At 39.4% G+C, this 24,027-nt stretch carries 24 protein-coding genes and 1 tRNA gene; 22 read left to right on the top strand and 3 right to left on the bottom strand.

Features of this window, described 5'->3' with window-relative positions:
- Positions 1-5: 5 nt before the first annotated feature.
- The 8 genes from ESB04_RS09810 to ESB04_RS09775 all read left to right on the top strand — a co-directional run bounded on the left by ESB04_RS09810 (position 6) and on the right by ESB04_RS09775 (position 9,452).
- Positions 6-2,924 carry a PD-(D/E)XK nuclease family protein gene (locus ESB04_RS09810; protein ID WP_129027565.1) on the top strand — a complete coding sequence of 973 codons (2,919 nt, stop codon included), beginning with the start codon at positions 6-8 and terminating at the stop codon, positions 2,922-2,924.
- A 66-nt stretch (positions 2,925-2,990) separates the two neighbouring features.
- Positions 2,991-3,275, top strand: a complete 285-nt coding sequence (locus ESB04_RS09805; RefSeq protein ID WP_129027564.1) for an SCP2 sterol-binding domain-containing protein — start codon at positions 2,991-2,993, stop codon at positions 3,273-3,275.
- Complete coding sequence (gene mnmE / locus ESB04_RS09800) at positions 3,275-4,639, top strand: tRNA uridine-5-carboxymethylaminomethyl(34) synthesis GTPase MnmE (RefSeq protein WP_129027563.1); 1,365 nt, start codon at positions 3,275-3,277, stop codon at positions 4,637-4,639. Before ESB04_RS09805 ends, mnmE begins: the two co-directional genes overlap by 1 nt.
- A gap of 78 nt (positions 4,640-4,717) precedes the next feature.
- Complete coding sequence (locus ESB04_RS09795) at positions 4,718-5,152, top strand: VOC family protein (RefSeq protein WP_129027562.1); 435 nt, start codon at positions 4,718-4,720, stop codon at positions 5,150-5,152.
- Between the two features lie 5 nt (positions 5,153-5,157).
- Complete coding sequence (locus ESB04_RS09790) at positions 5,158-5,859, top strand: hypothetical protein (protein ID WP_129027561.1); 702 nt, start codon at positions 5,158-5,160, stop codon at positions 5,857-5,859.
- A 224-nt stretch (positions 5,860-6,083) separates the two neighbouring features.
- Positions 6,084-8,006, top strand: coding sequence for a beta-N-acetylhexosaminidase (locus ESB04_RS09785; protein WP_235832225.1), 1,923 nt, complete (start codon positions 6,084-6,086; stop codon positions 8,004-8,006).
- Between the two features lie 6 nt (positions 8,007-8,012).
- Entirely contained in the window at positions 8,013-8,789 is a 777-nt protein-coding gene (locus ESB04_RS09780; protein WP_129027560.1) for a carboxylesterase family protein, read from the top strand.
- A 9-nt stretch (positions 8,790-8,798) separates the two neighbouring features.
- Entirely contained in the window at positions 8,799-9,452 is a 654-nt protein-coding gene (locus ESB04_RS09775) for a DNA/RNA non-specific endonuclease (RefSeq protein WP_129027559.1), read from the top strand.
- Here ESB04_RS09775 and ESB04_RS09770 read toward each other — a convergent pair.
- Positions 9,449-11,344 carry a glycoside hydrolase family 88/105 protein gene (locus ESB04_RS09770; RefSeq protein WP_129027558.1) on the bottom strand — a complete coding sequence of 632 codons (1,896 nt, stop codon included), beginning with the start codon at positions 11,342-11,344 and terminating at the stop codon, positions 9,449-9,451. The genes ESB04_RS09775 and ESB04_RS09770 overlap by 4 nt on opposite strands.
- A 1-nt stretch (position 11,345) precedes the next feature.
- Positions 11,346-12,176 (bottom strand): 5-dehydro-4-deoxy-D-glucuronate isomerase, encoded by an 831-nt coding sequence (gene kduI, locus ESB04_RS09765; RefSeq protein ID WP_129027557.1) that lies wholly within the window; start codon positions 12,174-12,176, stop codon positions 11,346-11,348.
- An 83-nt stretch (positions 12,177-12,259) separates the two neighbouring features.
- On the opposite strand from kduI, the gene ESB04_RS09760 reads away from it, so the two are divergent.
- The 9 genes from ESB04_RS09760 to ESB04_RS09720 all read left to right on the top strand — a co-directional run bounded on the left by ESB04_RS09760 (position 12,260) and on the right by ESB04_RS09720 (position 19,122).
- Complete coding sequence (locus ESB04_RS09760) at positions 12,260-13,108, top strand: hypothetical protein (protein WP_129027556.1); 849 nt, start codon at positions 12,260-12,262, stop codon at positions 13,106-13,108.
- A 35-nt stretch (positions 13,109-13,143) separates the two neighbouring features.
- The gene (locus ESB04_RS09755; protein WP_129027555.1) at positions 13,144-13,938 is read left to right on the top strand and encodes a tRNA (adenosine(37)-N6)-dimethylallyltransferase; all 795 of its coding nucleotides are present in this window, start codon (positions 13,144-13,146) and stop codon (positions 13,936-13,938) included.
- Between the two features lie 33 nt (positions 13,939-13,971).
- Positions 13,972-14,059: transfer RNA gene (locus tag ESB04_RS09750), tRNA-Ser, on the top strand.
- Positions 14,060-14,135: 76 nt separating this feature from the next.
- A complete protein-coding gene (gene rsmI / locus ESB04_RS09745) occupies positions 14,136-14,807 on the top strand; it encodes a 16S rRNA (cytidine(1402)-2'-O)-methyltransferase (protein ID WP_129027554.1) in 672 nt (223 codons plus the stop codon).
- Between the two features lie 5 nt (positions 14,808-14,812).
- Positions 14,813-15,961, top strand: coding sequence for an Lnb N-terminal periplasmic domain-containing protein (locus ESB04_RS09740; RefSeq protein WP_129027553.1), 1,149 nt, complete (start codon positions 14,813-14,815; stop codon positions 15,959-15,961).
- A gap of 5 nt (positions 15,962-15,966) precedes the next feature.
- A complete protein-coding gene (locus tag ESB04_RS09735; protein WP_129027552.1) occupies positions 15,967-16,983 on the top strand; it encodes a threonine aldolase family protein in 1,017 nt (338 codons plus the stop codon).
- Positions 16,984-17,070: 87 nt separating this feature from the next.
- Positions 17,071-17,385, top strand: coding sequence for an L-rhamnose mutarotase (rhaM, locus tag ESB04_RS09730; RefSeq protein WP_129027551.1), 315 nt, complete (start codon positions 17,071-17,073; stop codon positions 17,383-17,385).
- A gap of 11 nt (positions 17,386-17,396) precedes the next feature.
- A complete protein-coding gene (locus tag ESB04_RS09725) occupies positions 17,397-18,518 on the top strand; it encodes a glycoside hydrolase family 88/105 protein (RefSeq protein ID WP_129027550.1) in 1,122 nt (373 codons plus the stop codon).
- 52 nt (positions 18,519-18,570) lie between these two features.
- Positions 18,571-19,122 carry a hypothetical protein gene (locus tag ESB04_RS09720; protein ID WP_129027549.1) on the top strand — a complete coding sequence of 184 codons (552 nt, stop codon included), beginning with the start codon at positions 18,571-18,573 and terminating at the stop codon, positions 19,120-19,122.
- A 70-nt stretch (positions 19,123-19,192) separates the two neighbouring features.
- On the opposite strand, the gene ESB04_RS09715 is transcribed toward ESB04_RS09720, so the two are convergent.
- Complete coding sequence (locus tag ESB04_RS09715; RefSeq protein ID WP_235832224.1) at positions 19,193-20,146, bottom strand: 3-keto-disaccharide hydrolase; 954 nt, start codon at positions 20,144-20,146, stop codon at positions 19,193-19,195.
- Between the two features lie 272 nt (positions 20,147-20,418).
- Here ESB04_RS09715 and ESB04_RS09710 point away from each other — a divergent pair, with 272 nt between their 5' ends.
- The 5 genes from ESB04_RS09710 to ESB04_RS09690 are packed head-to-tail and all read left to right on the top strand — an operon-like array spanning position 20,419 to position 23,870.
- Complete coding sequence (locus ESB04_RS09710; RefSeq protein WP_129027548.1) at positions 20,419-21,030, top strand: Rieske (2Fe-2S) protein; 612 nt, start codon at positions 20,419-20,421, stop codon at positions 21,028-21,030.
- A 4-nt stretch (positions 21,031-21,034) separates the two neighbouring features.
- Positions 21,035-21,445: a thioredoxin family protein gene (locus tag ESB04_RS09705; RefSeq protein ID WP_129027547.1), complete on the top strand. Its 411-nt coding sequence runs from the start codon at positions 21,035-21,037 to the stop codon at positions 21,443-21,445.
- A 4-nt stretch (positions 21,446-21,449) separates the two neighbouring features.
- Positions 21,450-22,391, top strand: a complete 942-nt coding sequence (locus ESB04_RS09700; protein WP_129027546.1) for an FAD:protein FMN transferase — start codon at positions 21,450-21,452, stop codon at positions 22,389-22,391.
- Between the two features lie 9 nt (positions 22,392-22,400).
- The gene (locus ESB04_RS09695) at positions 22,401-22,613 is read left to right on the top strand and encodes a DUF4266 domain-containing protein (protein WP_129027545.1); all 213 of its coding nucleotides are present in this window, start codon (positions 22,401-22,403) and stop codon (positions 22,611-22,613) included.
- A 9-nt stretch (positions 22,614-22,622) separates the two neighbouring features.
- Positions 22,623-23,870, top strand: a complete 1,248-nt coding sequence (locus ESB04_RS09690) for a DUF3570 domain-containing protein (protein ID WP_129027544.1) — start codon at positions 22,623-22,625, stop codon at positions 23,868-23,870.
- Positions 23,871-24,027: the final 157 nt, after the last annotated feature.

The following is a 24,027-nucleotide window of genomic DNA, read 5'->3' as shown; positions in this document are numbered from 1 at the left end:
TCGGCATGAAATCATTTTTAAGGAAGAGTGCTGAACACCTGATTGCTCAACATGGATTTGAACAATTACGAGAAGTGGCGGTGGTCATGCCCTCTCAAAGGTCTGCACTCTACCTTAAAACACAATTAGCTCAATTAGCCGATAAACCCTTTATTTCTCCCAGAATATATACCATTGAGGAATTTACCCTGGAAATGACAAATTCCGAATTGATTGACCCCATTTCCTTGTTGATGGAGGCTTTTGCCATTTTCCAACAAGTAAATGATAAAGTTGATTTTGATCGTTTTGTATCCTGGGGACAGCTCATGCTGAAGGATTTTGATACGCTAGATCTTTACCTGGTTGATCCTGTCCAATTGTTTTCTTTTCTTTCTGAGGCTAAATCCTTGGAGCGTTGGGGGGAGGAATATGGCGAGGATCAGCCAGAAAAATTTTTGACCGAAAATACCAAAGCCTATTTCCAGCTGTATGACCATTTGTTGGAAGTATATTTCCGTTTAAAAAATAGGTTGGAATCACTGGGTGTCGTGTATCGAGGTATGGCATATCGTCAACTTGTGGAAAATTTGGAGAAGGGTATCCCACTACCCAAGAAATTAAAAAAGGTCTATTTTATTGGATTTAATGCCCTTTCTAAAGGAGAGGAGCAAATGATTCGACATTTAATCAAGGAGGGATTAGCTACCACTCTTTGGGATGCGGATGAGTATTATATAAAAAATAGATACCATCGAGCTGGAAATTGGTTAAAACACTATGCTAATCCCCAGTCAAATTCCTATTTATCCGATGGTTCTTTTCTTTGGATGGGAAAGCATTTGCTGGAGGATCCCAAAAAAGTTCAGCTGCTTGGCTTATCCAATCCTTCGGCGCAGGTCTATGTTGCCTTGGAGAAAATTCGAGAATGGGCACAAACGTATGGGGAGCATGAACAAATAGCTTTGGTTTTGGGAGATGAGTCCTTACTAGATCAATTGACTCAATACATAGGCGAGTTTAAAGAGCGATTAAATATCACCATGGGTTTTTCTATTAAGAAAACTCAGGTTTTTTCTCTGGTGAAATTGTGGTGGGATTTGATTCAACGATCCCAAAATGATAAGTTGCCAAGCTCATATTTCCGAAAATTATGGAATCATCCTTTGATGCAAATTTATCTTCGGAATGGATCGAAAAACCAAGCGCAAGAATTCTTTGACTGGCATAAATCGAAGCTTGATGGGGATGCATTGTATATTTCATTTGAGGCCATTCGCAGTAGTAAAATACCTGTTTTACAACATGTGCTGGTGGATGTATCGGCTGAATTTTTAGGTATTTTAACTCATATAAAAAGTTTCCTCCATTTCATTATTCAAGCCTATCCCAACAATGAATGGGATGAGGAAGCTCAGGCATTGCAACAAGCATTTGATGTCTGTGAAACTTTGGAAAAGGCTCTATCTGACAAATCTAGTATTTCACTAAAGAGTGGTAAACTGTTGTTGATGCAATTGTTACAACAACAAAAACTGACCTTTGAAGGGCCAGATCATAGCTCTAGAACATTACATGTGATGGGTTTGTTGGAAACCCGTACCTTGGACTTTGATCGTGTAATCATTTTGTCTTTGAATGAAGGTTCTTTACCTGGAACCAGAAAAAGGGAAAGTTTAATTCCAACGGATATCGCCAATTTGAATCATTTTGAGCTTCCTACTTTTACCCAGGCAGATGCAGTCACTTCCTACCACTTTTATCGTTTGCTCCAAAGAGCCAAGGAAGTGGTGCTTTGTTATGTCTTGCCCTCTGAGAAATCAAGTGTGAAGGAGATGAGTCGCTTTATCAAGCAAATTCAATTTGATTGGCCGAGAAAGAATCCTAATTTAATCTTGGAAGAACCTTTGCTGACATTTAGTCATAATAAAAAGGAGGGCAAAGCTTTGGATTTTCGCATTGAAAAAACGGAGTCCATTCGACAAAAAATCAAGGATACCTTGGAGAATAGAGGTTTGTCGGCCTCGGCAATATCCATGTTGGTTACATGTTCCATGAAGTATTATTTTTCTCAAATTTTAGGTTTGCGAGATGATAAATCGGCGGATGAGGATATGGGAGCGGATGTATTTGGAACCTGGGTGCATAAGGTATTGGAATTGTTAGACAAAGAAATTTTGGAAAAGCATTCTGGTCAACTAAATCAGGTAGATTGGTCGCTTCAAGTGCAAGAGTTGGAGCAGTATTTGATGCAAGGAATTCTCGAAATTGAGAAAGAAAAAGGTGTTTTTGAAGTGGATAAGGGATTCAATTATGTCTTGAAAGAAGTGGCTAAGACATTATTGGAAAACTATATAGAAGTTTCACAAAATTGGGAAAAAGAGCCTATCCAACTGTTGGAGGTGGAGGGTTCACTTCATACTCAGGTAGAAATTCCAATGGACGGGGAGAACTGGAAGGTGAAAATAAAAGGAAGGATCGACCGTATGGACCGGGTGGGTGCAACTATCATACGCATCATCGACTATAAAACTGGAAAAGTAGAGTCTAAAGATCTGAAAATTGAGCTCGACTTAATGTCGGAATTATCCTCAGATAATTTGAAAGAAAAGCTATTTCAGCTCTGGTTATATAAGTTTTTATTAGTCAAAGAGCTTTCAAAGATCCCGGAGGAAAGAAAGGAATATTTGCAATCCATTGATGCAAATCAGGTTCAAATTCAACCGGGTATCATTTCGTTTAGAAATTTACCAGGCAAGGTATTGACGGAAAATATCGAGTTTAGAGCAAACCAGCCATTAGCCGATTTTTTACAAGAATCAGAGAAATTAATCGCTCACTGGGTGAAGCGATTAGCCGATCCTACTCAGTCATTTGAAAAAACGGATAATTTGGAAGCTTGTCAATATTGCGACTTCAAGGGTATTTGTCATCGAGAGCTGTAGTTTTTCATTTCTTTGGAACTAAAAAAACGTAATTTTACTTTTTCATACAACAATCAAATTAAATATATGACATTTCAAGACATCAACGACCGTATTGCCAGCATGGCAGCTCAAAAAGGAGGATTAGGCGTATCTTTTAAATTTGCTTTTCCTGAAGGAATCATTGTCGTAAAAAATGATGGATCGGTAACGAATGAAAATGAGGATGCGGACTGCACCATTTCTGCTACGGTAGAAAATTTTGCCAAAGTGATGTCGGGAGATTTAAATCCCATGATGGCTGTCATGACTGGAAAGATTAAAATTTCCGGAGATATGTCGGTAGCCATGAAATTGCAGAACTTACTATAATGGATTTTAAGGATACGATCATTGCCTTGGCTACTCCCTTGGGGGTAGGAGCTATTGGGGTTATTCGACTGTCGGGTGATCAGGCTATAGCTTGGGTGAATGAGGTATTCCCTACGAAAGATTTAAGTCAACAGGCCCCACATACCCTGCATTATGGGCGGATAGAATCTGCTGGAAGGGTATATGATGAGGTAGTAGTGAGTTTATACAAGGCGCCCAAATCTTACACCAAAGAAGATGTGATTGAAATCTCATGTCATGGTTCGCCTTATATTCAAGAGAGTATTATTCAATTATTTGTGGAGAAAGGGGCTCGCTTAGCTAGGCCAGGTGAGTTCACTCAGCGAGCTTTTTTAAATGGAGCCTTTGATTTGGCCCAAGCCGAAGCCGTGGCAGACGTCATAGCGGCAGATTCGGAGGCGGCTAGTAATGCTGCTTTGCATCAATTGCGAGGAGGATTTTCCAAAGAATTGGCCGCATTACGAGAAGAATTGATACATTTTGCCTCCTTGATCGAGTTAGAATTAGATTTTGGAGAGGAGGATGTGGAGTTTGCGGACCGACAAGATTTGGAGGATTTGGTCAATAAGTTATTGGATAAATTAAGACCATTGGTAGCTAGTTTTAAGGCAGGTAATGCCATTAAAAACGGGGTAGCGACGGTCATTGTGGGTAAGCCTAATGCGGGCAAGTCTACTTTATTGAATGCCTTATTGAAAGAGGAGAGGGCTATTGTATCTGATATCGCGGGAACTACCCGAGATAGTTTGGAAGACGAGTGGGTATTGGGAGGTATACGTTTCCGACTAGTGGATACGGCAGGTTTGCGGGATACCACGGATGTTATTGAGGCGCAGGGAGTACAAAGAACACAGGCTTGGGTAAAAAAAGCTCAGGTGATTTTGTATGTGGTGGATGTGAATCAAGATAGTCCTGAGAGCCTTCAAGCTACTTTGAAGGAAATGGCTGAACTGGAAATTCCATTGATGTTGATATTGAATAAGGTAGACGAAAGCATGCCCAACATCAGTGCATGGGAAGCTTTAGGATTCCCTACGGTGGCTATTTCCGCCAAATTCGGACAAGGATTAGAAGAATTTGAACAAAAATTAATCGACTTGGTGGGGCTACACCAAGTATCCAATACAGGTACACTGGTGACTAATTTACGTCATTACGAAAAGCTAAAACAAACACAAGAAACTTTGGAAGAGGTTCTAGCGGCCCTGAAATCTAATTTAACGGGCGATTTAATTGCCCAAGATTTGCGCTATGCCTTACATCATTTAGGCGAGATCACTGGCGCCATTTCTAACGATGACCTTTTGAAGAATATTTTTGGGAAGTTTTGTATTGGGAAGTAAGGTATTTTTAGGATTCACAACAATTTTGTGCCATTTCAATCCCCGTTTTATGTAAATTCCCATCCTTAAATTACAACCATGCCTCGAGTTTGTACTTATGTGAATTTTCCTGGAACGGCAGAAGAGGCCTTTCTATTTTATCAGTCGATTTTCAAGACGGAGTTTATTGGTGGAATTCAGCGATTTCATGAAATGCCAGTTGACCCTAATATGCCTCCATTGCCTGAAACGGTCAATGATCAAGTTCTTCACATTGAATTACCATTATTGGGAAATCATATTCTCATGGCGAGTGATGCACCGGCTGATTTGGGCTTTTCGCTTAGCCAGGGGAATAATATGCACATTTGCGTAAATCCAGATAGCAGAGAAGAAGCCCAACGTATTTTTGATGGCTTGTCGGAAGGAGCAAATATCAACACCCCTATTCAAGATATGTATTGGGGGGCTTTTTATGGTACCATGACGGACCGCTTCGGGATCAACTGGATGATTAGCTACCAAGTCCAATAATTTTTATGTCAGCCCAACAGTTTATCGCCGTTCGTTTTGTTCATTTCAATGGCTTGGCCGCTAGATTTAAGGCTTTTGCCCTCATGGGAGAATTGCGATCGGAGCCTTGGAAAGCTACTGGTTTGATTTTCTCTAAGCATCTGGGAACAGGCGGCGGAAATGGTTTTTCTATTTGGCCAGACTGGAAAACCTATGCTTTTTTGGGACTTTGGGAAAAGGAAGAGGATGCTCAAAAATTTTTTCAACAAGATGCCAGGTGGTTACGATTTATCGAATTATCTGATTCTATTCAGGGTTGGGATGCGCTACCATGGAAAGGACATGGAACTTGGAACCACCAACAGCCTTTTGAGTTTGCTGAAAATGCCGTCCCATGGGAAGGTCCTGTCGCGGTAATTACACGTGCTAGTATAAAACGCTCCCAAGCACTCAAATTTTGGATGAATGTGCCTTCTTCCAGTCGAGGCATACAAAAACAAGCAGGTTTAATCTTCGCTAAAGGGGTAGGGGAACTGCCCATTTTGGAACAAGCTACCTTTAGTTTATGGGAAAATACGGCTGCCTTGGATGTCTTCGCCTACCGTTCTAGAGCTCATGCTCCTATGATCAAGAAAACCCGACAATTCCAATGGTATTCGGAGGAAATGTTTGTCCGCATGAAAGTGATTCAAATCCATGGTTTTAAATCTTCACTTTCTATCGGATAATACCCATAAACGATGATATCCAATAAAAAAATTGCTACCTAAATTTGAGTCTACTAGCCAAATCTAAAAAATTGGTTTTTTATCTCATTTAGCTTTAGCTTTGAATTTATTTGTTCATGCTGGAATGTCAATCCAATCTTTGGTGTGAATAATCTTTTTGAATGAACCTAATGACCATCTTTAAAACGAAAATTGTACACCCAAATCCAAATCTATTTAATATCATGTTGAAAAAAAGAGTCCTATTGTTGGCGGTTTTGTTACTGCAAGGAATACATTTCATGGCCGATGCCCAACAAGCCCCTTTAATTCCCATTCCAGTAAAGGCCGAGTATCCTCAAGGTTTTTATACTTTACCTTCTCGAGTGGTCATTGCGGCACCTAAAATTCCCAATTTGCAAGTTGCTATTAAAAATCTATCCAATCGCTTGGAAAACACTGCCATGCGGAAAATACAGATGCTTTGGGATGCTAGTTCTCAAGCAGATTTAGCTCAAATTAGATTAGTGTTAAATACTCAGCCTCAGGCAAATTTGGGAAATGAAGGCTATACCTTGCGTGTGAATGCTAAAGGTATCGTCATCACGGCCAATCAACCTTCAGGTATTTTTTATGGTATTCAAAGCTTATTGCAATTGATGCCTAAGGAAATTGAAGCTAAGCAAACAGTGGTTAAACAAGCCTGGAAAATACCTTTTGCCCAAATCACGGATTATCCGCGTTTTGCTTGGCGTGGATTGATGTTGGACGTGGCTAGACACTTCTTCAATAAAGAGCAAGTGAAGCAATTCATCGATGAAATGGTGGCCTATAAATACAATATTCTTCATTTCCATTTGACGGATGATGAAGGTTGGCGCGTTGAAATTAAGTCATTCCCTAACCTGACCAAAAAAGGGGCTTGGAATGTGCCTAAAATAGGTCGCTTTACCGAGTTTTCTAAACCGGAACCCAATGAGCCTCGTACCCAAGGTGGATTTTTTACCAAGGAAGATATTCAGGAAATTGTAGCCTATGCCAAAGATCGTTTTGTTAATGTGATGCCAGAAATCGATGTGCCAGGTCACTCTATGGCGGCTATTGCTTCTTATCCAGAACTTTCCTGCACACCTGAGGCGGTGAATTACCAAGTTATTTCGGGTGAGCCTTTCATTGATTGGTCTCACGGACATGCAGTAGCTTTACAAGATAATACCCTTTGTCCTGCCAATGAAAAGGTGTATACCTTCCTAGATAAGGTATTTGCTGAGGTAGCCGAGATGTTTCCTTTTGAATACATTCACATGGGGGGAGATGAATGCCCAAAAAATTACTGGGAGAAGAACCCTCAGATTTTGGCATTGATGCAAAAAGAAAATTTAAAAACGCCTCAAGAGGTTCAGGCCTATTTTACTCGTCGTTTGGAAAAAATCATTACCTCGAAAGGGAAAAAAATGATGGGTTGGGATGAAATCTTAGAAGGCGGTGGACTTCCCAAAAATACGGCGGTGATGTCATGGCGAGGTATTGCAGGTGGAGTTCAGGCGGCTAAAGATGGACATGAGGTGGTGATGACCCCCAATAACCATGTATATGTGGATTTGATGCAGGGGGATGCAGCTATTGAACCTCCCGTTTATGAAACGGTTCGATTGAAAGATTCCTATGCCTTTAATCCTGTTCCTGAAGGTGTAGATGCCAAATTGATAAAAGGTGGACAGGCCAATTTATGGTCTGAGCAATTATTTACGTATCGTCACTTGCAATATATGTTATTCCCAAGAGCTTGGGCGGTTTCTGAAGCACTTTGGTCGCCACAAGAAAACAGAAATTGGGATAATTTTGTAGGTCGTGTGGAGCATCATTTTGCTCGTTTTGATCAAGCAGAAAGAAAATATGCGCCAAGCATGTATGATCCGATTATTCAAGTAGGGAAGAATGAACAAGGTCAATTGTGGGTGGAATTAAGCACCGAGGTTAATCCATTATCTGTACATTATAGCTTTGATTATTCTTATCCAGACAATTTCTATCCAGTTGCCCATGGTAAAATCATCGTACCCAAAGATGCGCTATTGATGCGAATGATTTCCTATCGTGGAAAAGAAAAAGTAGGTCGAATGATGTCTATATCCATCGAAGATTTGAAAAAACGTGTTAAAAAATAGTCAAATATGAAAAAGCTATTATTTGTTTTGTTCGCCTTGAGTTTTAGCCTGACTGCTTTTTCTCAAGCCAAATTTGAAAAGAAGGTCTTGGAGTTTGGACCTGATCAATCCCTGCCTTACCAAATCATGTATCCTGAGAATATGGTAAAGGGTAAGAAATATCCTGTGCTATTGTTTTTGCATGGGGCTGGAGAAAGAGGAAATGATAACGAAAAGCAGTTGACTCATGGGTCTAAATTATTTGTAGATCCTGCTTTTCAGGCCAAGTATCAGGCGATTGTTATTTTTCCGCAGTGTCCGGCAAATTCCTATTGGTCGACGGTTAAAATTGATCGCAATACCAAACCAACGACCTTTGTTTTTGAATATCCTAAAGAGCCCAATTGGCCTTTGGCGGCAGCCGTTAGTTTAGTGAAGACTTTGGTTAAAGAAAAGGTGGCGGACAAAAAACGTTTGTACATCATGGGCTTATCTATGGGAGGCATGGGTACCTTTGAAGCCATTTCACGTAATCCTAAATTATTTGCCGTTGCAGCACCTATTTGTGGCGGAGCGGATTTGCATTTTGTGAAAAAATATGCCAAAAAACTTCCTTTATGGGTTTTCCATGGAGATGTGGATGCCGTGGTTCCGGTAAAACATTCGCGTGAGGCAGTCGCGGCTTTGAAGGAAGCAGGTGCTCAGCCGATATACACGGAATATCCGGGTGTTAATCATAATTCTTGGGACAATGCCTTCAAAGAGCCAGAATTATTACCTTGGATTTTCTCGCATAAGAAATAGGCTGCATCTATGCTGATAAGTATTTTATTCTACCTCCAGGTTGCTTTATTACCTGGAGGTATTTTTAATATTTCAGGGGCTTCTACGGCTTCTACGACGAATTACCTGCATATCAAAAAGGGGTATGTTATGTCCTACGATGGGGTACAAGGAAAGGCGAATTGGGTAGCTTGGACTTTAACGGCCTCCGACATGGGTAATGTGCCTAGGTCTAATCGTTTTCGACAAGATGATGATTTGCCAAGATCATTCAAGAAAATTGAGGCAGACGATTATAAATATAGCGGCTATGACCGTGGACATCTCTGCAATTCCGAGGATCGCTCCTCTAGTTTTTATTTAAATGCAGAGACATTTTTGATGTCCAACATGATTCCGCAAACCCCAGAACTGAACAGAGGGCCTTGGGAAAGATTGGAAGCATATTGTCGGAAACTAGCCTTAAGAGGGCAGAATCTGACCATTTATGCCGGAGGCTTGGGAATTTTAGATAAAATTGGGAATGAGGTAATCATCCCCAAATATTGTTGGAAAGTGGTCATCGGGCCTGAAAAATCCTGGTACTTGTTGTTCCCTAACCAGCGTGACCTTCACCCCAACTGGCAGACCTTTGCAGTTCCTAAAGCTACCTTGGAAAAAATGACGGGTTTACGATTTCCTTAGGGTTTTAAAGCCCATTCTATCAGTTTTTTGGCAGCAGGGAAGTTCTCATATTCCAATGGTATCCTCCGATTATTAGTGTACTCATTGTAAATCCATGGATCGCCTAAGGCAAACACCTTTCCCTTACCGACTTTGGTCATAGACATCACGCAGTGGCCCTCTAAGCTTTCTAGACATTGTGCCGTACCTGATAGTTTAATGGTAGAGATTTCTTTGATGTAAATCTTCTTTAAGCCTTTGAAAATTGGGTTGTTAGCGGAAATTTGTAAGGTACCTTGATGCCAATTTTTACCCTGAACCATATTCAAATTAGGTCCCATAAATTCCATGCCAAAACGTTTGGCTAGGGTGTTGAATTTTGGAATCTCACAATTCGTAGTATCGTTGGCCAATAGAATCAAAGTTCCACCGGCCTTCACCCATTTCTCTATTTCATCGGCATCCTGAGCACGCATGTAATTTGGTTTGCTGGTTTCTTTTGGACTATCGGGATCTACGATGATATACACATTAGCATTGGCTAAGTTTTTAAGTGTAGGTGCTTGATCTAGGCTATCTATTCGAGCGCCTAATTGTTCAATTTGGGTGCCTAACAATTGAAAGCCAGAATCTTTTCTATCCTCCCAGGTATAATGGAAACGCTCCATTTTACCTTGTTTGTTTTTTCTGTATTCGTGGTTGAAATAATAATCCAAAACGACTTTCTTTCCTTTACCAATTCCCAATTCTTTCGCTATTTCCATTTCAATGGAAGCCATGATGAACGGACCAGTTCCTTTCAAATCGTCGGTTTTCAATGGCTCTGACATATAATAGGCAAAGCTACCATCTCGGTAGGGACTTCCGCCTAAGCCACCTACGCTCACGGTTTTTTCTAGATGTATATATCCCTGTGTGTCTTTACTGATGAATTTATCTAAGATAGCCTGATAAGATTGTTGCGCTAATGAAGAAAAAGAGGAGGGAAGATAGCCTTTGCGAACCCCCTTCATAAAGGCATATACGAACATATTGGCACAAGATGCCTCTAAGTAATTCCCTTTTTGGCTGCCCAAAGTGGGTAATTGGTACCAAAGTCCTGAAGATGAGTCCCTAACCTTCAATAATGCCCTTGAAAGTTGATTCAATTGTGTAATCAATACCGCTCTTTTGGGATGATTTTGTGGAAAATAATCTAACACATCGACCAAGGCCATCACATACCAACCCAAAGATCTTCCCCAAAAATTAGGCGAATGTCCATTTTGTTTGTTGGCCCAACCTTGTTTGCGCTCATGGTCATAGGCATGGAATAATAAGCCCGTAGCTGGATCCAATGCATTTTTATACATGAGTTCAAATTGTAGAGCAATATCATTCCAATTGTTTTCATGGAAAACTTGACTGTATTCAGCATAAAATGGCTCAAGCATGTATAAACCATCTAACCACATTTGATCTGGATAACGATCTTTATGCCAAAAACCTCCTTCTTTGGTTCTAGGTTGTTGCTTGATTTGTGAACGTAACAAATCCGCCGCTAACTTATATTTTTCATCTCCCAATTCTTGGTACAGGGAAAGCAATAAACGACCAGTGGTGATATTGTCTGAGTTAAATTCATGGAATTTATAGGTTCTTATCTCGCCTTTTTCATTCACGAAGCTTTGCATATTTTTCAAGATGTATTGAAAATAGCGCGCATCGCCGGTTCTCCAGTGAAGATTTTCCAAGGCTTTTAAGTATAATCCCTGTTCATAATCCCAAGTGGCAGGTTTACCAATTTTCACTTGAATGGAATCCGCATGCGTTTGCATCAGTGATTCTGCCATTTGAACAGAATATGGAATGTTTTGGGCCCAAGAGGAGAATAAGATTCCGCAGCAAAAAATACTTAAAAGTGTCTTTTTCATATTATCTGAGTTCAGAAATTTCACTAAAATCCATGTCGGTATAATCCTTGTTTTCTCCTGCCATGCCCCAAATAAAAGAATAGTTCTGTGTCCCAGCTCCGCTGTGGATGGACCAAGGGGGAGAAATCACTGCTTGGTGATTTTTAACCCAAATATGTTTAGTTTCTTGGGGTTCTCCCATAAGGTGTAGAACCGCCTGTCCAGGTTTTACATCGAAGTACAAATAAACTTCCATGCGACGGTCATGCACATGAGCGGGCATGGTATTCCAAACAGAACCCGGTTCTAATATGGTTAGTCCCATAACCAATTGACAAGACTGAATTCCTTCCTGATGAATGTACTTATAAATGGTTCGGTGGTTGGAGTTCTCTAATGAACCTACCGTGACAGTTACTACATTTTCTCGATCCAATTTCTCATTGGGATGTGTAGCATGGGCAGGGGAGGATAATAAGTAGAATAAAGCTGGATTATCTGCTGAGACGGAACTAAAGCTTACTTGCTGCGTTCCTTTACCCAGGTAAACGGCACTCAATTTAGATATTTCATAGTTTTGGCCATCTGCTTTCACCACACCAGGTCCACCCACATTGATAATGCCCAACTCTCTACGCTCCAAGAAATAATTAGCTTTTAACTTTTCGGGATTCGGTAAATTTATTTCGCCTAGAACAGGCATTGCTCCTCCTACAATCATACGATCATAAGCAGAATAACAAAGGTGTATTTGGTTAGATTCAAATAGTTGCTCTACCAAAAATTGTTCTCTAAGTTCTTGATTGGTAAAGGTGGAAACTTCTTTTCTGCTCGCCTCAAATCGATAGTTCATGTGATTAATTTTTAGATTAGAAAGTGTATTTAGGACTAATTCTACTCAAATAGCCTCTATCTTTACATGCAATTTCAAACTGCATGGCGGTAAATCCTACTAATTTCTTTGACGATCTGTCCTTATTTTTTAAGGAAATTGAGTTATCGGTGGAATATCGAGAAGAATTATTTGGACGAACCTATTTTCTTCCTTCATTAGCCATTCAAATGCATGCGATTAGCTTGTCAGCCTTTCAAGGGATGAAACAGGAATTGGATGAGATAGCATGGCAAGAATTGATGTGGAGCGTTTGGGATAAGTCCAATGAGCGGATTTGTTTGTGGGAGGATATATGGGTTAAACGTCAAGACTGGGTTAAGACTTATTTTCTGCATAGAAAGCAAGGTATCAAATCCATATTTGCTCGTGACTTACGAGTAATTCCTCTAAAGAAGGATCAAGTCAATAATTTTTTAGACCAAGAGCATCTGTTGGGAGCGATAAAAGCTAAGTACTACTTGGGTTTGGTTGTTCCCTTGCATCGTCAGTTCAGAAACATTACGAGTGATTATGTGATTGAAGGGCAAAAATTAGTGGGTGTGGCAGCTTTTTCAAAACCAATTATCATGAATGAGGCTGGACTAGAGGGTCAAAGATCTGGCGAATTAATCAGGTATTGTTCCATACAAGGGAGTAGAATTGTTGGAGGACTGAGTAAAGTGATTCAATCCTATTTGACTCTAGAAAAGGTGGATAATTTGATGACATATATTGATTTGGAATGGAATAGGGGAAATGGATACCAGTCGATCGGATTCCAACAAGTTCAAATTACTCCTCCGATTTTATTTCAATTGGATGCCAAGGCTAATCGTGCGATCACATCATCTTGGGATTCTGCCGATGTTTGTACTTTGGGTAATTTAAAGCTGAGGAAGTATTTCTCTTAAATTTTTTCTTCCTGCGCTTAACTGTATTTTTGTGTATGAGCCATCCTTTGATAACCCTATTAGGTCCTACTGCCAGCGGAAAAACTGCTTTGGCTGTTGAATTAGCCAGAAAAATCAAGGGTGAAATTATCTCTGCCGATTCTAGGCAATTGTACCGTCGATTGGATATTGGAACAGGAAAGGATTTGGAAGAATATGGTTCAGGGGAACAGGCGGTGCCGTATCATCTGATTGATATTATTGATGTTGGCGAACCATATTCCGTGGCTCATTTTCAAAAGGATGCCTTTGAGGCGATGAGGAAAATTGATCAAGCGGGGCATTTTCCAATACTTTGTGGAGGAACAGGCTTGTATATTGATGCAGTATTATCGAGTTACCAGTTTTCTAAATTACCGCCATTTTTAGATTCACCCTTAGAATTGAATCGGCCATTCATCATATTTGGTGCCAATCCCTCCTGGAACAAGCGAAGAGAAAATTGTTCTCTTAGACTATTTCAGCGCTTGCAAAATGGCATGATTGAGGAGGTTGTTCAATTGTTGCAAGGGGATATAGAGGCAGATGATTTACGTTGGTTGGGTTTGGAATATAAATGGTTAGCCGATTTTGTCGAAAGAAGGATTAATCGGGAGCAATTGGAAAAAGGACTCGAGGTAGCCATTCACCAATTTGCTAAAAGGCAAATGACATTTTTCCGTAAAATGGAAAGGTCAGGAATCGAGATACATTGGATTCCAGAGGATTTAAAGCGGTCAGAAGCAGTAGATTGGATGATTTCCGAATTAATTTTTAGGGATTTTTTACCAAAGGATTTGCTTAACAGCTAAAAAAGGGCTTAATTTGCATTCTCAAAATGAGACAGAGGGTTGTCAGAGTGGTCGATTGAGGCAGTCTTGAAAACTGTTGACTGTAACAGGTCCGGGGGTTCGAATCCCTCACCCTCTACCAAAAGCGCAAATTAATTTGCGCTTTTTTTGTTTTAAGGCCTTTCCCATTTATCATATTATTATCGTATTTTCATTGCATGAAATTATACCTTATACCCACGCCTATTGGTAATCTGGAAGACATCACCTTGAGAGCTATTCGGGTATTAGGTGAAGTGGACGCTATTTTGGCTGAGGATACCCGTAACACGGGTCAATTACTAAAGCATCTTCAAATCAATAAGCCCTTGATGGCGCATCATGCGCACAACGAGCATGCGGGTGTGGCAGGTGTTATAAAATTATTACAGGCAGGTAAAAACATAGCCTTAGTTTCCGATGCGGGTACTCCTGGTATTTCTGATCCTGGTTTTTTGTTAGTAAAAGCATGTGTAGAACAAGGCATTGAAGTGGAGACCTTACCAGGTGCCACAGCCTTTGTTCCGGCCTTAGTGAATTCGGGATTCCCTTGTGACCGTTTTGTATTTGAAGGATTTTTGCCTCATAAGAAGGGCAGACAAACCCGTTGGAAAGCTTTGGCGGAGGAAGAAAAAACGATTGTTTTATATGAATCGCCTCATAGAATCCTTAGAACCTTAGAACAGGCGGTGGAGTTTTTAGGAGAGGAAAGACAAGTGATGTTGGCAAGAGAATTATCTAAACTGCATGAACAATTGATACGTGGCAGCGCCGCAGAAGTATTGACCTATTTACACCAGCATCCTGATAAAGTTAGAGGTGAGATGGTCTTGGTTATTGCTCCCAAATAAGATTTATGAAATACGTTTTTATCCTATTATTCAGCTGTTTTAGCTTCATATCTTTTAGTCAAAATAAGTTAAGTGCACAATCTAGGGTTTCTCTAGTCACCATCGCACCAGGAACAGAGCTATATTCTTTTTTTGGCCATACCTTAATTCGTGTTTATGACCCAGATACGGGCTTGGATCGTGCCTATAGTTATGGAACCTTTGATTTTCAAACAGAAAATTTTTATTGGAAGTTTTTAAAAGGAACATTGCCTTATTCTTTGTCCTACAATCAAATGTCCGACGTCTTAAATTATTACGCACAATACGAGAACAGGACCTTAAGGGAGCAGGTATTAGCATTGAATGAGCAACAAAGAAATCAAGTTTTTCAGTTATTAGAAACGAATTATCTACCTGAAAATCGCTATTATCAGTATAAGTTTTTTTATGATAATTGCGCCACTCGGATTCGTGATATTTTTGAGAAAACTGCTCCAGGAGTATATCCATGGGAGAAATTGCAACAATTGAAAGGCCTTTCTTATCGCGATTGGATGAATCGTTATTTGCCGGAAAATTCTTGGGTAACTTTTGGAATGAATTTGGCCTTGGGCTTTCCCTCGGATGTGAAGGCGTCGGCCTCGCAGGCCTGCTATTTGCCGGATAATTTAGAAATAGCAACAGCGCAGGGAACATTTCAAAATAAGAAAATAGTAGAAGCATCTTTGACTTTGTTTGAGGCTCAGCCCAATAGTCCCGTTGGATTTGACCCTTTGGGCCCAGTACCTGTCTTGATGGTGATTTCAGGGTTGTTACTACTTTTATCTACCCGATTTTCGCATGAAAAAGCCTTATTGTATGGGCTAGATATAGCGCTATTCTTTATTTATGGGCTTTTGGGTATGCTGATTTTCTTTTTGGCCACCGCTACAGACCATGAGGTGATGGCCTACAATATCAGTTGCCTTTTCCTTTGGCCCATTAATTTTCCTTTGGTTTTTTGGTTTGCTAAAAATCCCAATCAATCATTGTGGAAAAAATATATTCGAATAGCCTTTTGGGTGGCGATAATAGCCGCCTTGATAGCTGCATACTTTTATTGGGGCTTGTTTTTAATTGCCTTACCACTCATTATTCGTTTCTTCTTTTTGTCTCAATTTTATTCTAAATAGTTCATATGAAGTTCATAGAATTACGAAGTGATACATTTACGTTGCCTACTCCTGGCATGAAGGAGGCCATGTTTTCAGCACCTTTGGGAGATGATGTTTTTGGCGAGGACCCCACAGTGTTGGCCTTGGAAAATAAAGTAGCGGCCATGTTTCAAAAGGAAGCTGCCATCTTTTGTACTTCGGGAACGATGAGTAATCAAATGGCTATTACCGCGACTGTCTCTCAGGGCCAGGAGGTGATTTGTGACGAATTATCTCATATTTACTTATATGAAGGCGGGGGAATTATGGCTAATGCTGGTGCATCAGTGAAATTATTGAAGGGCGATTTAGGTAGATTAAGCAAAGCCCAGATAGAGGCGGCTATTTCTCCAGACGATATCCATGCCTGTGAAAGCACTATGGTAAGTTTAGAAAATACGGTAAACAAAGGGGGGGGAAGTGTTTATTCAAGTGAAAGTTTAGAAGAAATTTCAAGTTTTTGTCGATCCAGAAACTTACACTTACATCTAGATGGTGCTCGTATTTTCAATGCGATGGCGGTTACAGGACAAAAGCCCTCGCAATTCGGAGCATGGTTTGATTCTATTTCCGTTTGCTTATCCAAAGGCCTGGGCGCACCCATTGGATCCGTGTTGGTAGGAGATGCCCCATTTATCAAGAAGGTTAAAAGAATTAGAAAACGCATGGGCGGAGGATGGAGGCAAGCGGGGATGTTGGCCGCTGCGGGTATTTATGCCTTAGATTATCAAGTGGAACGTTTGCAAGAGGACCATCGAAGAGCGAAGGATATTGCTCAGATATGCTCCCAACTCTCATGGGTAGAAAGTATCCTGCCTGTGGTAACCAATATAGTTATTATAAAAATACAAGAGGGATTACACTCGACGGTTAAGGTGGCAGAATTGGCTCAGAAAGGTATTAAATGTGCTCCATTTGGTGCAGAATACATTCGTTTTGTGACTCATTTAGGCTTTGATGATTCAGATTTACAACTTTTTGAGGAATACATTCAATCATAAGAATTAAAGTGTCATGCATCACAAGGATGGAAATTGAGTAGAATAGTCTTATACTTGACTCTTTTATGTAGAAATATCCCTTTAGCTATGCAGAGAAAAGCGCTTAAAATGTTCCTTCATCCTGGGAAAGAGGCGGAGTACAAGAAAAGACATGATGAAATTTGGCCAGAATTGGCTAGTCTTCTTACATCCACAGGAGTTCAAAATTATTCCATTTTTTTAGATGAAGAAACGCATATTCTTTTTGCTTATTTGGAAGCAGAAGATTTGACTAAGTTAGATGATTTGCCCAATCATCCCATTATGCAAAATTGGTGGGCTTATATGGCTGATATCATGGAAAGTAACCCAGATAATTCGCCCAAATCAGTAGAAATTCCTTCTGTATTTTATTTAGCTTAATTTTCTTTAGGATGCGCAATAATCTTGTTTTTACCCTATTTCTGGTTCTTGGTATTTCTTTCTTGGGAATTTCTAAGCCCAACAAAAAACAAATTTTAGCTCAAATGCATTTGGCTAACCAATATTTTCAGCAAAAATGGCCTGATGTGGGTAAGGTGATTGTAAGTCCAGACCGAACCCGCCCATCCAATATTTGGACTCGGGCAGTTTATTATGAGGGATTGATGGAATTATACAAATTAGATCCTCAGGAGAAGGATTTAAAATACATGACAGATTGGGGTAATTTTCATCACTGGGGTTTGAGAGATGGTCTTTCAACAAGGAATGCAGATAATCAAGCATGTGGGCAAGTTTATTTGGACTTGTTTGATATTCAGGCAGATTCAGCTCGAATAAAACCTATCAAAACCAACATTGATAACATGTTGGCAACAGATAAATCAGATGATTGGTCATGGGTGGATTGTTTACAAATGAGTATGCCCGTTTTTGCTAGATTAGGCACTCGCTTTCATGATAGCCGATATTTTGAAAAAATGTATGATTTGTACGTATTTACCAAATACAAACATGGAGGTAAAGGTCTTTATAATCCTACGGAACATTTATGGTGGCGAGATAAAGATTTTGTACCTCCCTATAAAGAGCCCAATGGGGAAAATTGTTATTGGTCAAGGGGAAATGCTTGGGTATATGCTGCCCTGGTACGTACCTTAGAAAGTATGCCGAACAATGCTCCGCATCGGGATGAATATATTCAAGACTTTAAGGATATGTCGGCTGCCTTATTACCCTTGCAACGGAAGGATGGATTTTGGAATGTGAGTTTGAAAGATGAAAGTCATTTTGGTGGGCCAGAATTAACAGGTACGGCTTTGTTTGTGTATGGTATGAAATGGGCCTTGAGAAATGGAATTTTGAAGGATAAGAAATATCAAAAAGCTGTGGATAAAGCCTGGGAAGCAATGAGTACCTGTGTGCATGCCAATGGTTTTTTAGGTTATGTGCAGGGGACAGGAAAGGAGCCCAAAGATTCTCAGCCTGTCAGTTTTAATTCTATTCCTAACTTTGAAGATTTTGGGCTAGGATGTTTCCTTTTGGCCGGTTCTGAGATGTTAAAATCGAATTAGTTCTATTTTTTATTAAATTTTTCTAATTTCGAATTGTACTAAATTATATAAAATGAAAAAATCTATCATTAGTGCCATTGTAGGAGGATTGATTATCTTCTTCTGGCAAGCTGCCTCCCATGTGGCATTCAACTTACATGAGCCCTCGCAAATGTATACTTCTAATCAGGATAGTATATTGACAACATTGAATCAACATTTAAAGAAAGAAGGTGGTTACATTTTGCCAAGAATGGAAAATGAGCAAGACATGGCACAGGCTGAGGCTTTTGCTAAATCGGTAACAGGTAAGCCTTGGGCACGTATTCAATATTATACCAATTATCAAATATCCATGCAGGATAATATGATACGAGGTCTATTGGTAGATATTTTCTTGGTCTTTTTGGTGATTTATCTCATTAAGCAATTGAAGGTCGCTCGAATGCGAGATATTCTAAGTTTATGTCTAATTGTAGCTATTATTGTGTTTACTAATGGAGCTTATACAGAGCATATTTGGTATCCAATATTTGATTTGAGAGCTCAATTAATTGATTTAATTGTGGCTTGGGGCTTATGTGGTATTTGGTTAGGATGGTATATGCCCAAGAAATCAGCGTAATAAGATGAATTAGAAAAAATGTAGAATGTAGAAATGATTAACTCTACATTCTACATTCTACATGCTACAATTATTTTGCTGGAGTTAAGATTAAATTTCTATACTCTACTGGGCCATGGTCTCCTTGAATCATAATAGGACCAGGTTCACCTTCGTTGCTATCTAAAGCTCCACCAGTGATACCAGGAATTTCGGCTTTGTAGATTACTGTTTTCCCATTTAAGGTGACAGTTATATTTCTTCCAACTAATTCAATATCATAGGTTTGCCATTCTCCTGCTTCTTTGGCTACATTTTCTAATGGAGCAATAAATCCATAAACAGCACCTAATTGATCTTTCGCAGGTTCTAAACCTTTGCTGTCTGCCACTTGAATTTCATAACGTCCACGAAGGTAGATACCACTGTTACTTTCCTTTGGAACTCTAAACTCAGCATGTAATTTAAAATCACCGAATGTTTGTACTGTACGTATATTTGCCCCCGTTCTCGGACTTTTCATCACACCATTTTCTGCCACCCATTGATTGTCTGGTCCTAATGTTTGCCATCCATCCATGTTTTTTCCATTGAATAAACTGATAGATGTGCCCCATACAGGTGCCTTTTCTCTCCATAATTTGGGTGCTCTAACACCTAAAATTCTGAACTTCTCACCAAGTGGAGTAGTAATGGTTCCTATCAACTTATCATCTTTTAATTCTGCCTCTAAGCTTAAATCTCTTTCAGAATTTTCCCATTGTGGTGGAATACTAAAGGATAGTACATTGTTGGCAAAATTTACTTTAGAAATAGGACGTGAACTCCCGCCATCTCCTACAAAATGCCCTGTAAGCGTTTTTAAACCTGAATGGGTTACCTCAAGCCAAGCGGGCGTAGTAACATTTCTTTTAGTAATGGTAATATCCCATCTTCCTTCAACCACAGAATGACCAGCTGGTACCTGTGCCAATGTATGAAAAGAGAAGCTAAGAACCCATAGAATCATTGAAAGCTTACTTAATAGAATAAATCTTTGTTTCATAGTAAAATTGAGTATTGTTTGAATTTTGAAATTACAATTTTTTGCTGGTTTTCATTTCTAAACTTCATAAAATTGAATAATAGTAAGGTCTTTACTGATTTATCAATCGCTCTTTGGGTTTCTTCTTTAATAATTAGGTTTGGAGATTAGAGTGAAGTGTTACTTGGTCGTCGGAATAGTATATTTTATCTATTTATACTCAATTAAATCTATCCACCTGATTATTTACTGATGATAAAATTTTAGATTTACCCACATTATTACCGTGTTTAATGGATCAAGATAAATATACCAGATATCAATTTTTGAAATCTATTGGTTTCAAAGGCTCAGCCTTAGTGGCTATTTTGGCGGCTTGTACCAAAAAGGAAGACGCTATTTTAGAGCCATTAATTCTAAATAAAAATGGACAAAAAGTAGCCTCTTTGGATAGTACCAATGCAAGTCAAGTAGTGAGTTCTGCCTCCAATTCAGGTAGTAGTTCAGGAAGTAGCTCTAGTTCAGGAAATACCGGAGGTAATGTGTCTGCCTCTGCAAATTTAGTTGGTAAGGTTACCACTGACGAATTGAATTCTATTAAAAATTACTTGGTTAAATTAGATTTAACTAGCAGTGCTACTAATGCCTTAAAGACAGCGGGTGGCTATATCATCACGAACGGTACTGTGGTGGCTTGTTCATCGGTAGGCGAATATGTGGCAGCACAAAATCTTTGTACGCATCAACCTCGTCAACGGATTGTATTTAATCGGACAGAATATTATTGTACAGACCACGGAGCTCGTTTTTCTTTGAGTGGCCAAGGATTAAATTCCTTGGGTAGCCGTGGACTTACAGTCTATAAAACAGCCAATGACGGCAAGAATCTTGTAATTTATCTTTAATCATATGACCTTATTGATTTCATTATTTTTGAATGTATTGATTTGGGGAACAGATTTTTCCGCAGCACAAACCAATGCCCAACAACAGCATCATTTAATATTGTTAAATTTTTCAGGTTCAGACTGGTGTGGACCTTGTATCAAATTAAAGAAAGATGTATTTGAGTCGAAAGAATTCACGGCCTTTGCTGAAATGAATTTAGAACTAATTCGTGCTGACTTTCCGAGGTTAAAAAAGAACCAATTGTCCAAAGAGCAGCAACTAAAAAACGATGCTTTAGCGGAGAAGTACAATGGTGCAGGTAAATTCCCATTGACCCTATTGTTAGATGAGCACGGTAAAATCTTGAAAGAATGGGAAGGCTATCAGCCTTCGGTTGCTAAATTCATTGCCGAAATAAAACAATACAGATAGCTCCATGCCTCTTTTTTCATGCACTGATTTATTGATGGGTAACCGATTTGATTTAGCTGTGGTTGGATCAAATGAAAGGGAGGCCAAGAGGGCTTTGGATAGTGCAGTGAAAGAAATTCAGCGAATTGAGAATCTATTAAGTACCTATAAAGATGATTCTCAAACCAATCAAATCAATAAGCAAGCTGGGATAGCTCCCGTGAAAGTAGATCAAGAGGTATTTGATTTAATTCAACGGGCACAAAGAATCTCTGATTTAAGTCAAGGAGCCTTTGATTTATCTTATGGTTCCATCGACAAGCGCCTTTGGAATTTTGATCAAGAAATGAAGGAATTGCCTTCTAGAGAACAGGCTCAAAAATCTGTGCAATTGATTAATTATCAGCATATTGAATTAGATGATTCAAATCTTACTGTTTTCTTGAAAAAAAAGGGTATGCGCATTGGATTTGGAGGAATAGGGAAGGGGTTTGCCGCGGATAAAGCGAAGGCCTTGTTGCTTTCAATGGGTTTTAGTAATGGCCTAGTCAATGCATCAGGGGATATGTGTGCTTGGGGGAAAAATGAACATGACCAAGATTGGTCAATCGGCATTGCTAATCCGGATAATCCTAAGCAAATGATTGCTGAGTTTACCTTGAGTAATTCTTCTGTTGCTACCTCAGGCAATTATGAAAAATTTGTCATGATTGGAGGCAAAAAGTACTCGCATACCATTGATCCACACACTGGATATCCTATTCAAGGGGTAAAGAGTGTTTCTGTTTTTGCGCCTTTTGCTGAATTAGCTGACGCCTTAACCACTCCCTTGGCTGTGATGGGAGTTTCGGTGGGCATCGATTTAATCAATCAAATCCCTGGTTTGTCCTGCATTATGATTGACGACGATAATTGCGTATTTTTTTCTGAAAGTATCAGAAAACAACCCTCTAAATTGTCTTATTAACCCTACCATATGAAACGTTATTATTACTTGGCATGTATGTTGGGCTTGTTATCGCAAGCATGTACCTCAGTCAAGGAATTTCAAAAAAGTCGAATCAATGATTCTGAAATGGAATTGTCGGCCAGAAAGTCTGAGAAATTTGAACAAAGCTTTTATCTCTACAGAGAAGGGGCATCGGGTGCCAATGGGGGTAAAAGTGGAGGAGGATGTGGTTGTAATTAAACTAGAATCATGAAGAAGATCATCATAGGTATAGGACTTTATTGTTCGTTATTACATGGAGTAAGGTCGCAAGAGTATTTATCTTTTCGCAAGAATGGAAGTGCTCAAACTACAACGGATAGTACGGGTCCTTATGTAAAACGAACGTTAAAATTTGAAGAAGCTAATTTGGTTAGTGGTTATTATTTTCAAAACGGAAATAATTCCGCCATTACGGGAGGAATAGGAACAGAACGATTAACGGATTTTGCGAATTCCATGGAATTGCGCTTTTCGAAGCTTGATCGATTTAATCGCTTGCATAATTTCACATTTGATGCGAATGTAGATTTTTATACTTCTGCCTCTTCAGACAAAATAGATCCTCTCACAGTTTCATCTGCTTCTAGGAAAGATACCCATTTTTATCCTAGTTTATCTTGGTCTGTAAAAGATGATGGGATTAGAACAACGCAGGGCTTAAGTTATTCTTTCTCTACCGAATACGATTATAAATCGCATGGTTTGAATGCCTTTTTTACGAAACTTTCTAAAGATAAAAATCGTGAATTTTCCATTAAAGGAGGAGCCTTCTTTGATACTTATATGGCTATACTTCCAGCAGAATTGAGACCTATTACTTATCCATCAGGTGCGGAAGATGATAAAAGGGGAATAGCTTACAAACCTAGAAATTCATATAATGCCTCATTTTCCTTGTCACAGGTTATCAATCAGCGTTTACAAGTCATGGCCATGATTGAACCCAGTTATCAAGAGGGATTATTAAGTACTCCCTTTCACCGAGTTTATTTTACCAATGGAAATGAAACGGTGGAAAAATTACCAGGAACTAGGTTTAAGTTGCCAGTAGGTTTTAGATTAAGTTATTTTTCAGGCGATAGAGCCGTTATTCGTGCCTTTTATCGAGCTTATGTCGACGATTGGGGTATGACGGCGCACACTACCAACTTGGAGATTCCGTATAAAATAACCCCATTTTTCTCCATCAGCCCCTTTTGGAGATTTAATAGCCAATCTGCCGTAAAGTATTTTAAAGCCTATGCTCAGCATGTGCCATCAGAGCTATATTATACCTCCGATTATGATATTTCAAGCTTTACAAGTCATTTTGTGGGAATGGGCATCCGTTTAGCACCTCCAGGAGGTATTGCAGGATTGTTGAATTGGAGTTCATTGGAAATCAGGTATGGCTATTATTCTCGTTCTAATGGTATGTATGGACATTCTATTTCAGCACATATCAAGATTAAATAAAAAAATCTCCCTGAATGGGAGATTTTTTTTGTGGAGGCTACGACCTATCGAACCGATAGAATCTAAGCCATTTATTTCTAACACTTTAACTTATTTACGAATATACTCAATTCCCCTTTTAAGCACCAATTTATCACCACTTACATCAAAGATCGAT

The sequence above is a fragment of the Aquirufa rosea genome, from assembly GCF_004118285.1.
Lineage (GTDB): Bacteria > Bacteroidota > Bacteroidia > Cytophagales > Spirosomataceae > Aquirufa > Aquirufa rosea.
This window is presented reverse-complemented; position numbering and strand designations above follow the sequence as displayed.

Bases quoted from the DNA above. Each gene is read 5' to 3' on its own strand.
- ESB04_RS09810 (WP_129027565.1), top strand. From the start codon at position 6: ATGAAATCATTTTTAAGGAAGAGTGCTGAACACCTGATTGCTCAACAT.
- ESB04_RS09805 (WP_129027564.1), top strand. From the start codon at position 2,991: ATGACATTTCAAGACATCAACGACCGTATTGCCAGCATGGCAGCTCAA.
- mnmE (WP_129027563.1), top strand. From the start codon at position 3,275: ATGGATTTTAAGGATACGATCATTGCCTTGGCTACTCCCTTGGGGGTA.
- ESB04_RS09795 (WP_129027562.1), top strand. From the start codon at position 4,718: ATGCCTCGAGTTTGTACTTATGTGAATTTTCCTGGAACGGCAGAAGAG.
- ESB04_RS09790 (WP_129027561.1), top strand. From the start codon at position 5,158: ATGTCAGCCCAACAGTTTATCGCCGTTCGTTTTGTTCATTTCAATGGC.
- ESB04_RS09785 (WP_235832225.1), top strand. From the start codon at position 6,084: ATGTTGAAAAAAAGAGTCCTATTGTTGGCGGTTTTGTTACTGCAAGGA.
- ESB04_RS09780 (WP_129027560.1), top strand. From the start codon at position 8,013: ATGAAAAAGCTATTATTTGTTTTGTTCGCCTTGAGTTTTAGCCTGACT.
- ESB04_RS09775 (WP_129027559.1), top strand. From the start codon at position 8,799: ATGCTGATAAGTATTTTATTCTACCTCCAGGTTGCTTTATTACCTGGA.
- ESB04_RS09770 (WP_129027558.1), bottom strand. From the start codon at position 11,344: ATGAAAAAGACACTTTTAAGTATTTTTTGCTGCGGAATCTTATTCTCC.
- kduI (WP_129027557.1), bottom strand. From the start codon at position 12,176: ATGAACTATCGATTTGAGGCGAGCAGAAAAGAAGTTTCCACCTTTACC.
- ESB04_RS09760 (WP_129027556.1), top strand. From the start codon at position 12,260: ATGGCGGTAAATCCTACTAATTTCTTTGACGATCTGTCCTTATTTTTT.
- ESB04_RS09755 (WP_129027555.1), top strand. From the start codon at position 13,144: ATGAGCCATCCTTTGATAACCCTATTAGGTCCTACTGCCAGCGGAAAA.
- rsmI (WP_129027554.1), top strand. From the start codon at position 14,136: ATGAAATTATACCTTATACCCACGCCTATTGGTAATCTGGAAGACATC.
- ESB04_RS09740 (WP_129027553.1), top strand. From the start codon at position 14,813: ATGAAATACGTTTTTATCCTATTATTCAGCTGTTTTAGCTTCATATCT.
- ESB04_RS09735 (WP_129027552.1), top strand. From the start codon at position 15,967: ATGAAGTTCATAGAATTACGAAGTGATACATTTACGTTGCCTACTCCT.
- rhaM (WP_129027551.1), top strand. From the start codon at position 17,071: ATGCAGAGAAAAGCGCTTAAAATGTTCCTTCATCCTGGGAAAGAGGCG.
- ESB04_RS09725 (WP_129027550.1), top strand. From the start codon at position 17,397: ATGCGCAATAATCTTGTTTTTACCCTATTTCTGGTTCTTGGTATTTCT.
- ESB04_RS09720 (WP_129027549.1), top strand. From the start codon at position 18,571: ATGAAAAAATCTATCATTAGTGCCATTGTAGGAGGATTGATTATCTTC.
- ESB04_RS09715 (WP_235832224.1), bottom strand. From the start codon at position 20,146: ATGAAACAAAGATTTATTCTATTAAGTAAGCTTTCAATGATTCTATGG.
- ESB04_RS09710 (WP_129027548.1), top strand. From the start codon at position 20,419: ATGGATCAAGATAAATATACCAGATATCAATTTTTGAAATCTATTGGT.
- ESB04_RS09705 (WP_129027547.1), top strand. From the start codon at position 21,035: ATGACCTTATTGATTTCATTATTTTTGAATGTATTGATTTGGGGAACA.
- ESB04_RS09700 (WP_129027546.1), top strand. From the start codon at position 21,450: ATGCCTCTTTTTTCATGCACTGATTTATTGATGGGTAACCGATTTGAT.
- ESB04_RS09695 (WP_129027545.1), top strand. From the start codon at position 22,401: ATGAAACGTTATTATTACTTGGCATGTATGTTGGGCTTGTTATCGCAA.
- ESB04_RS09690 (WP_129027544.1), top strand. From the start codon at position 22,623: ATGAAGAAGATCATCATAGGTATAGGACTTTATTGTTCGTTATTACAT.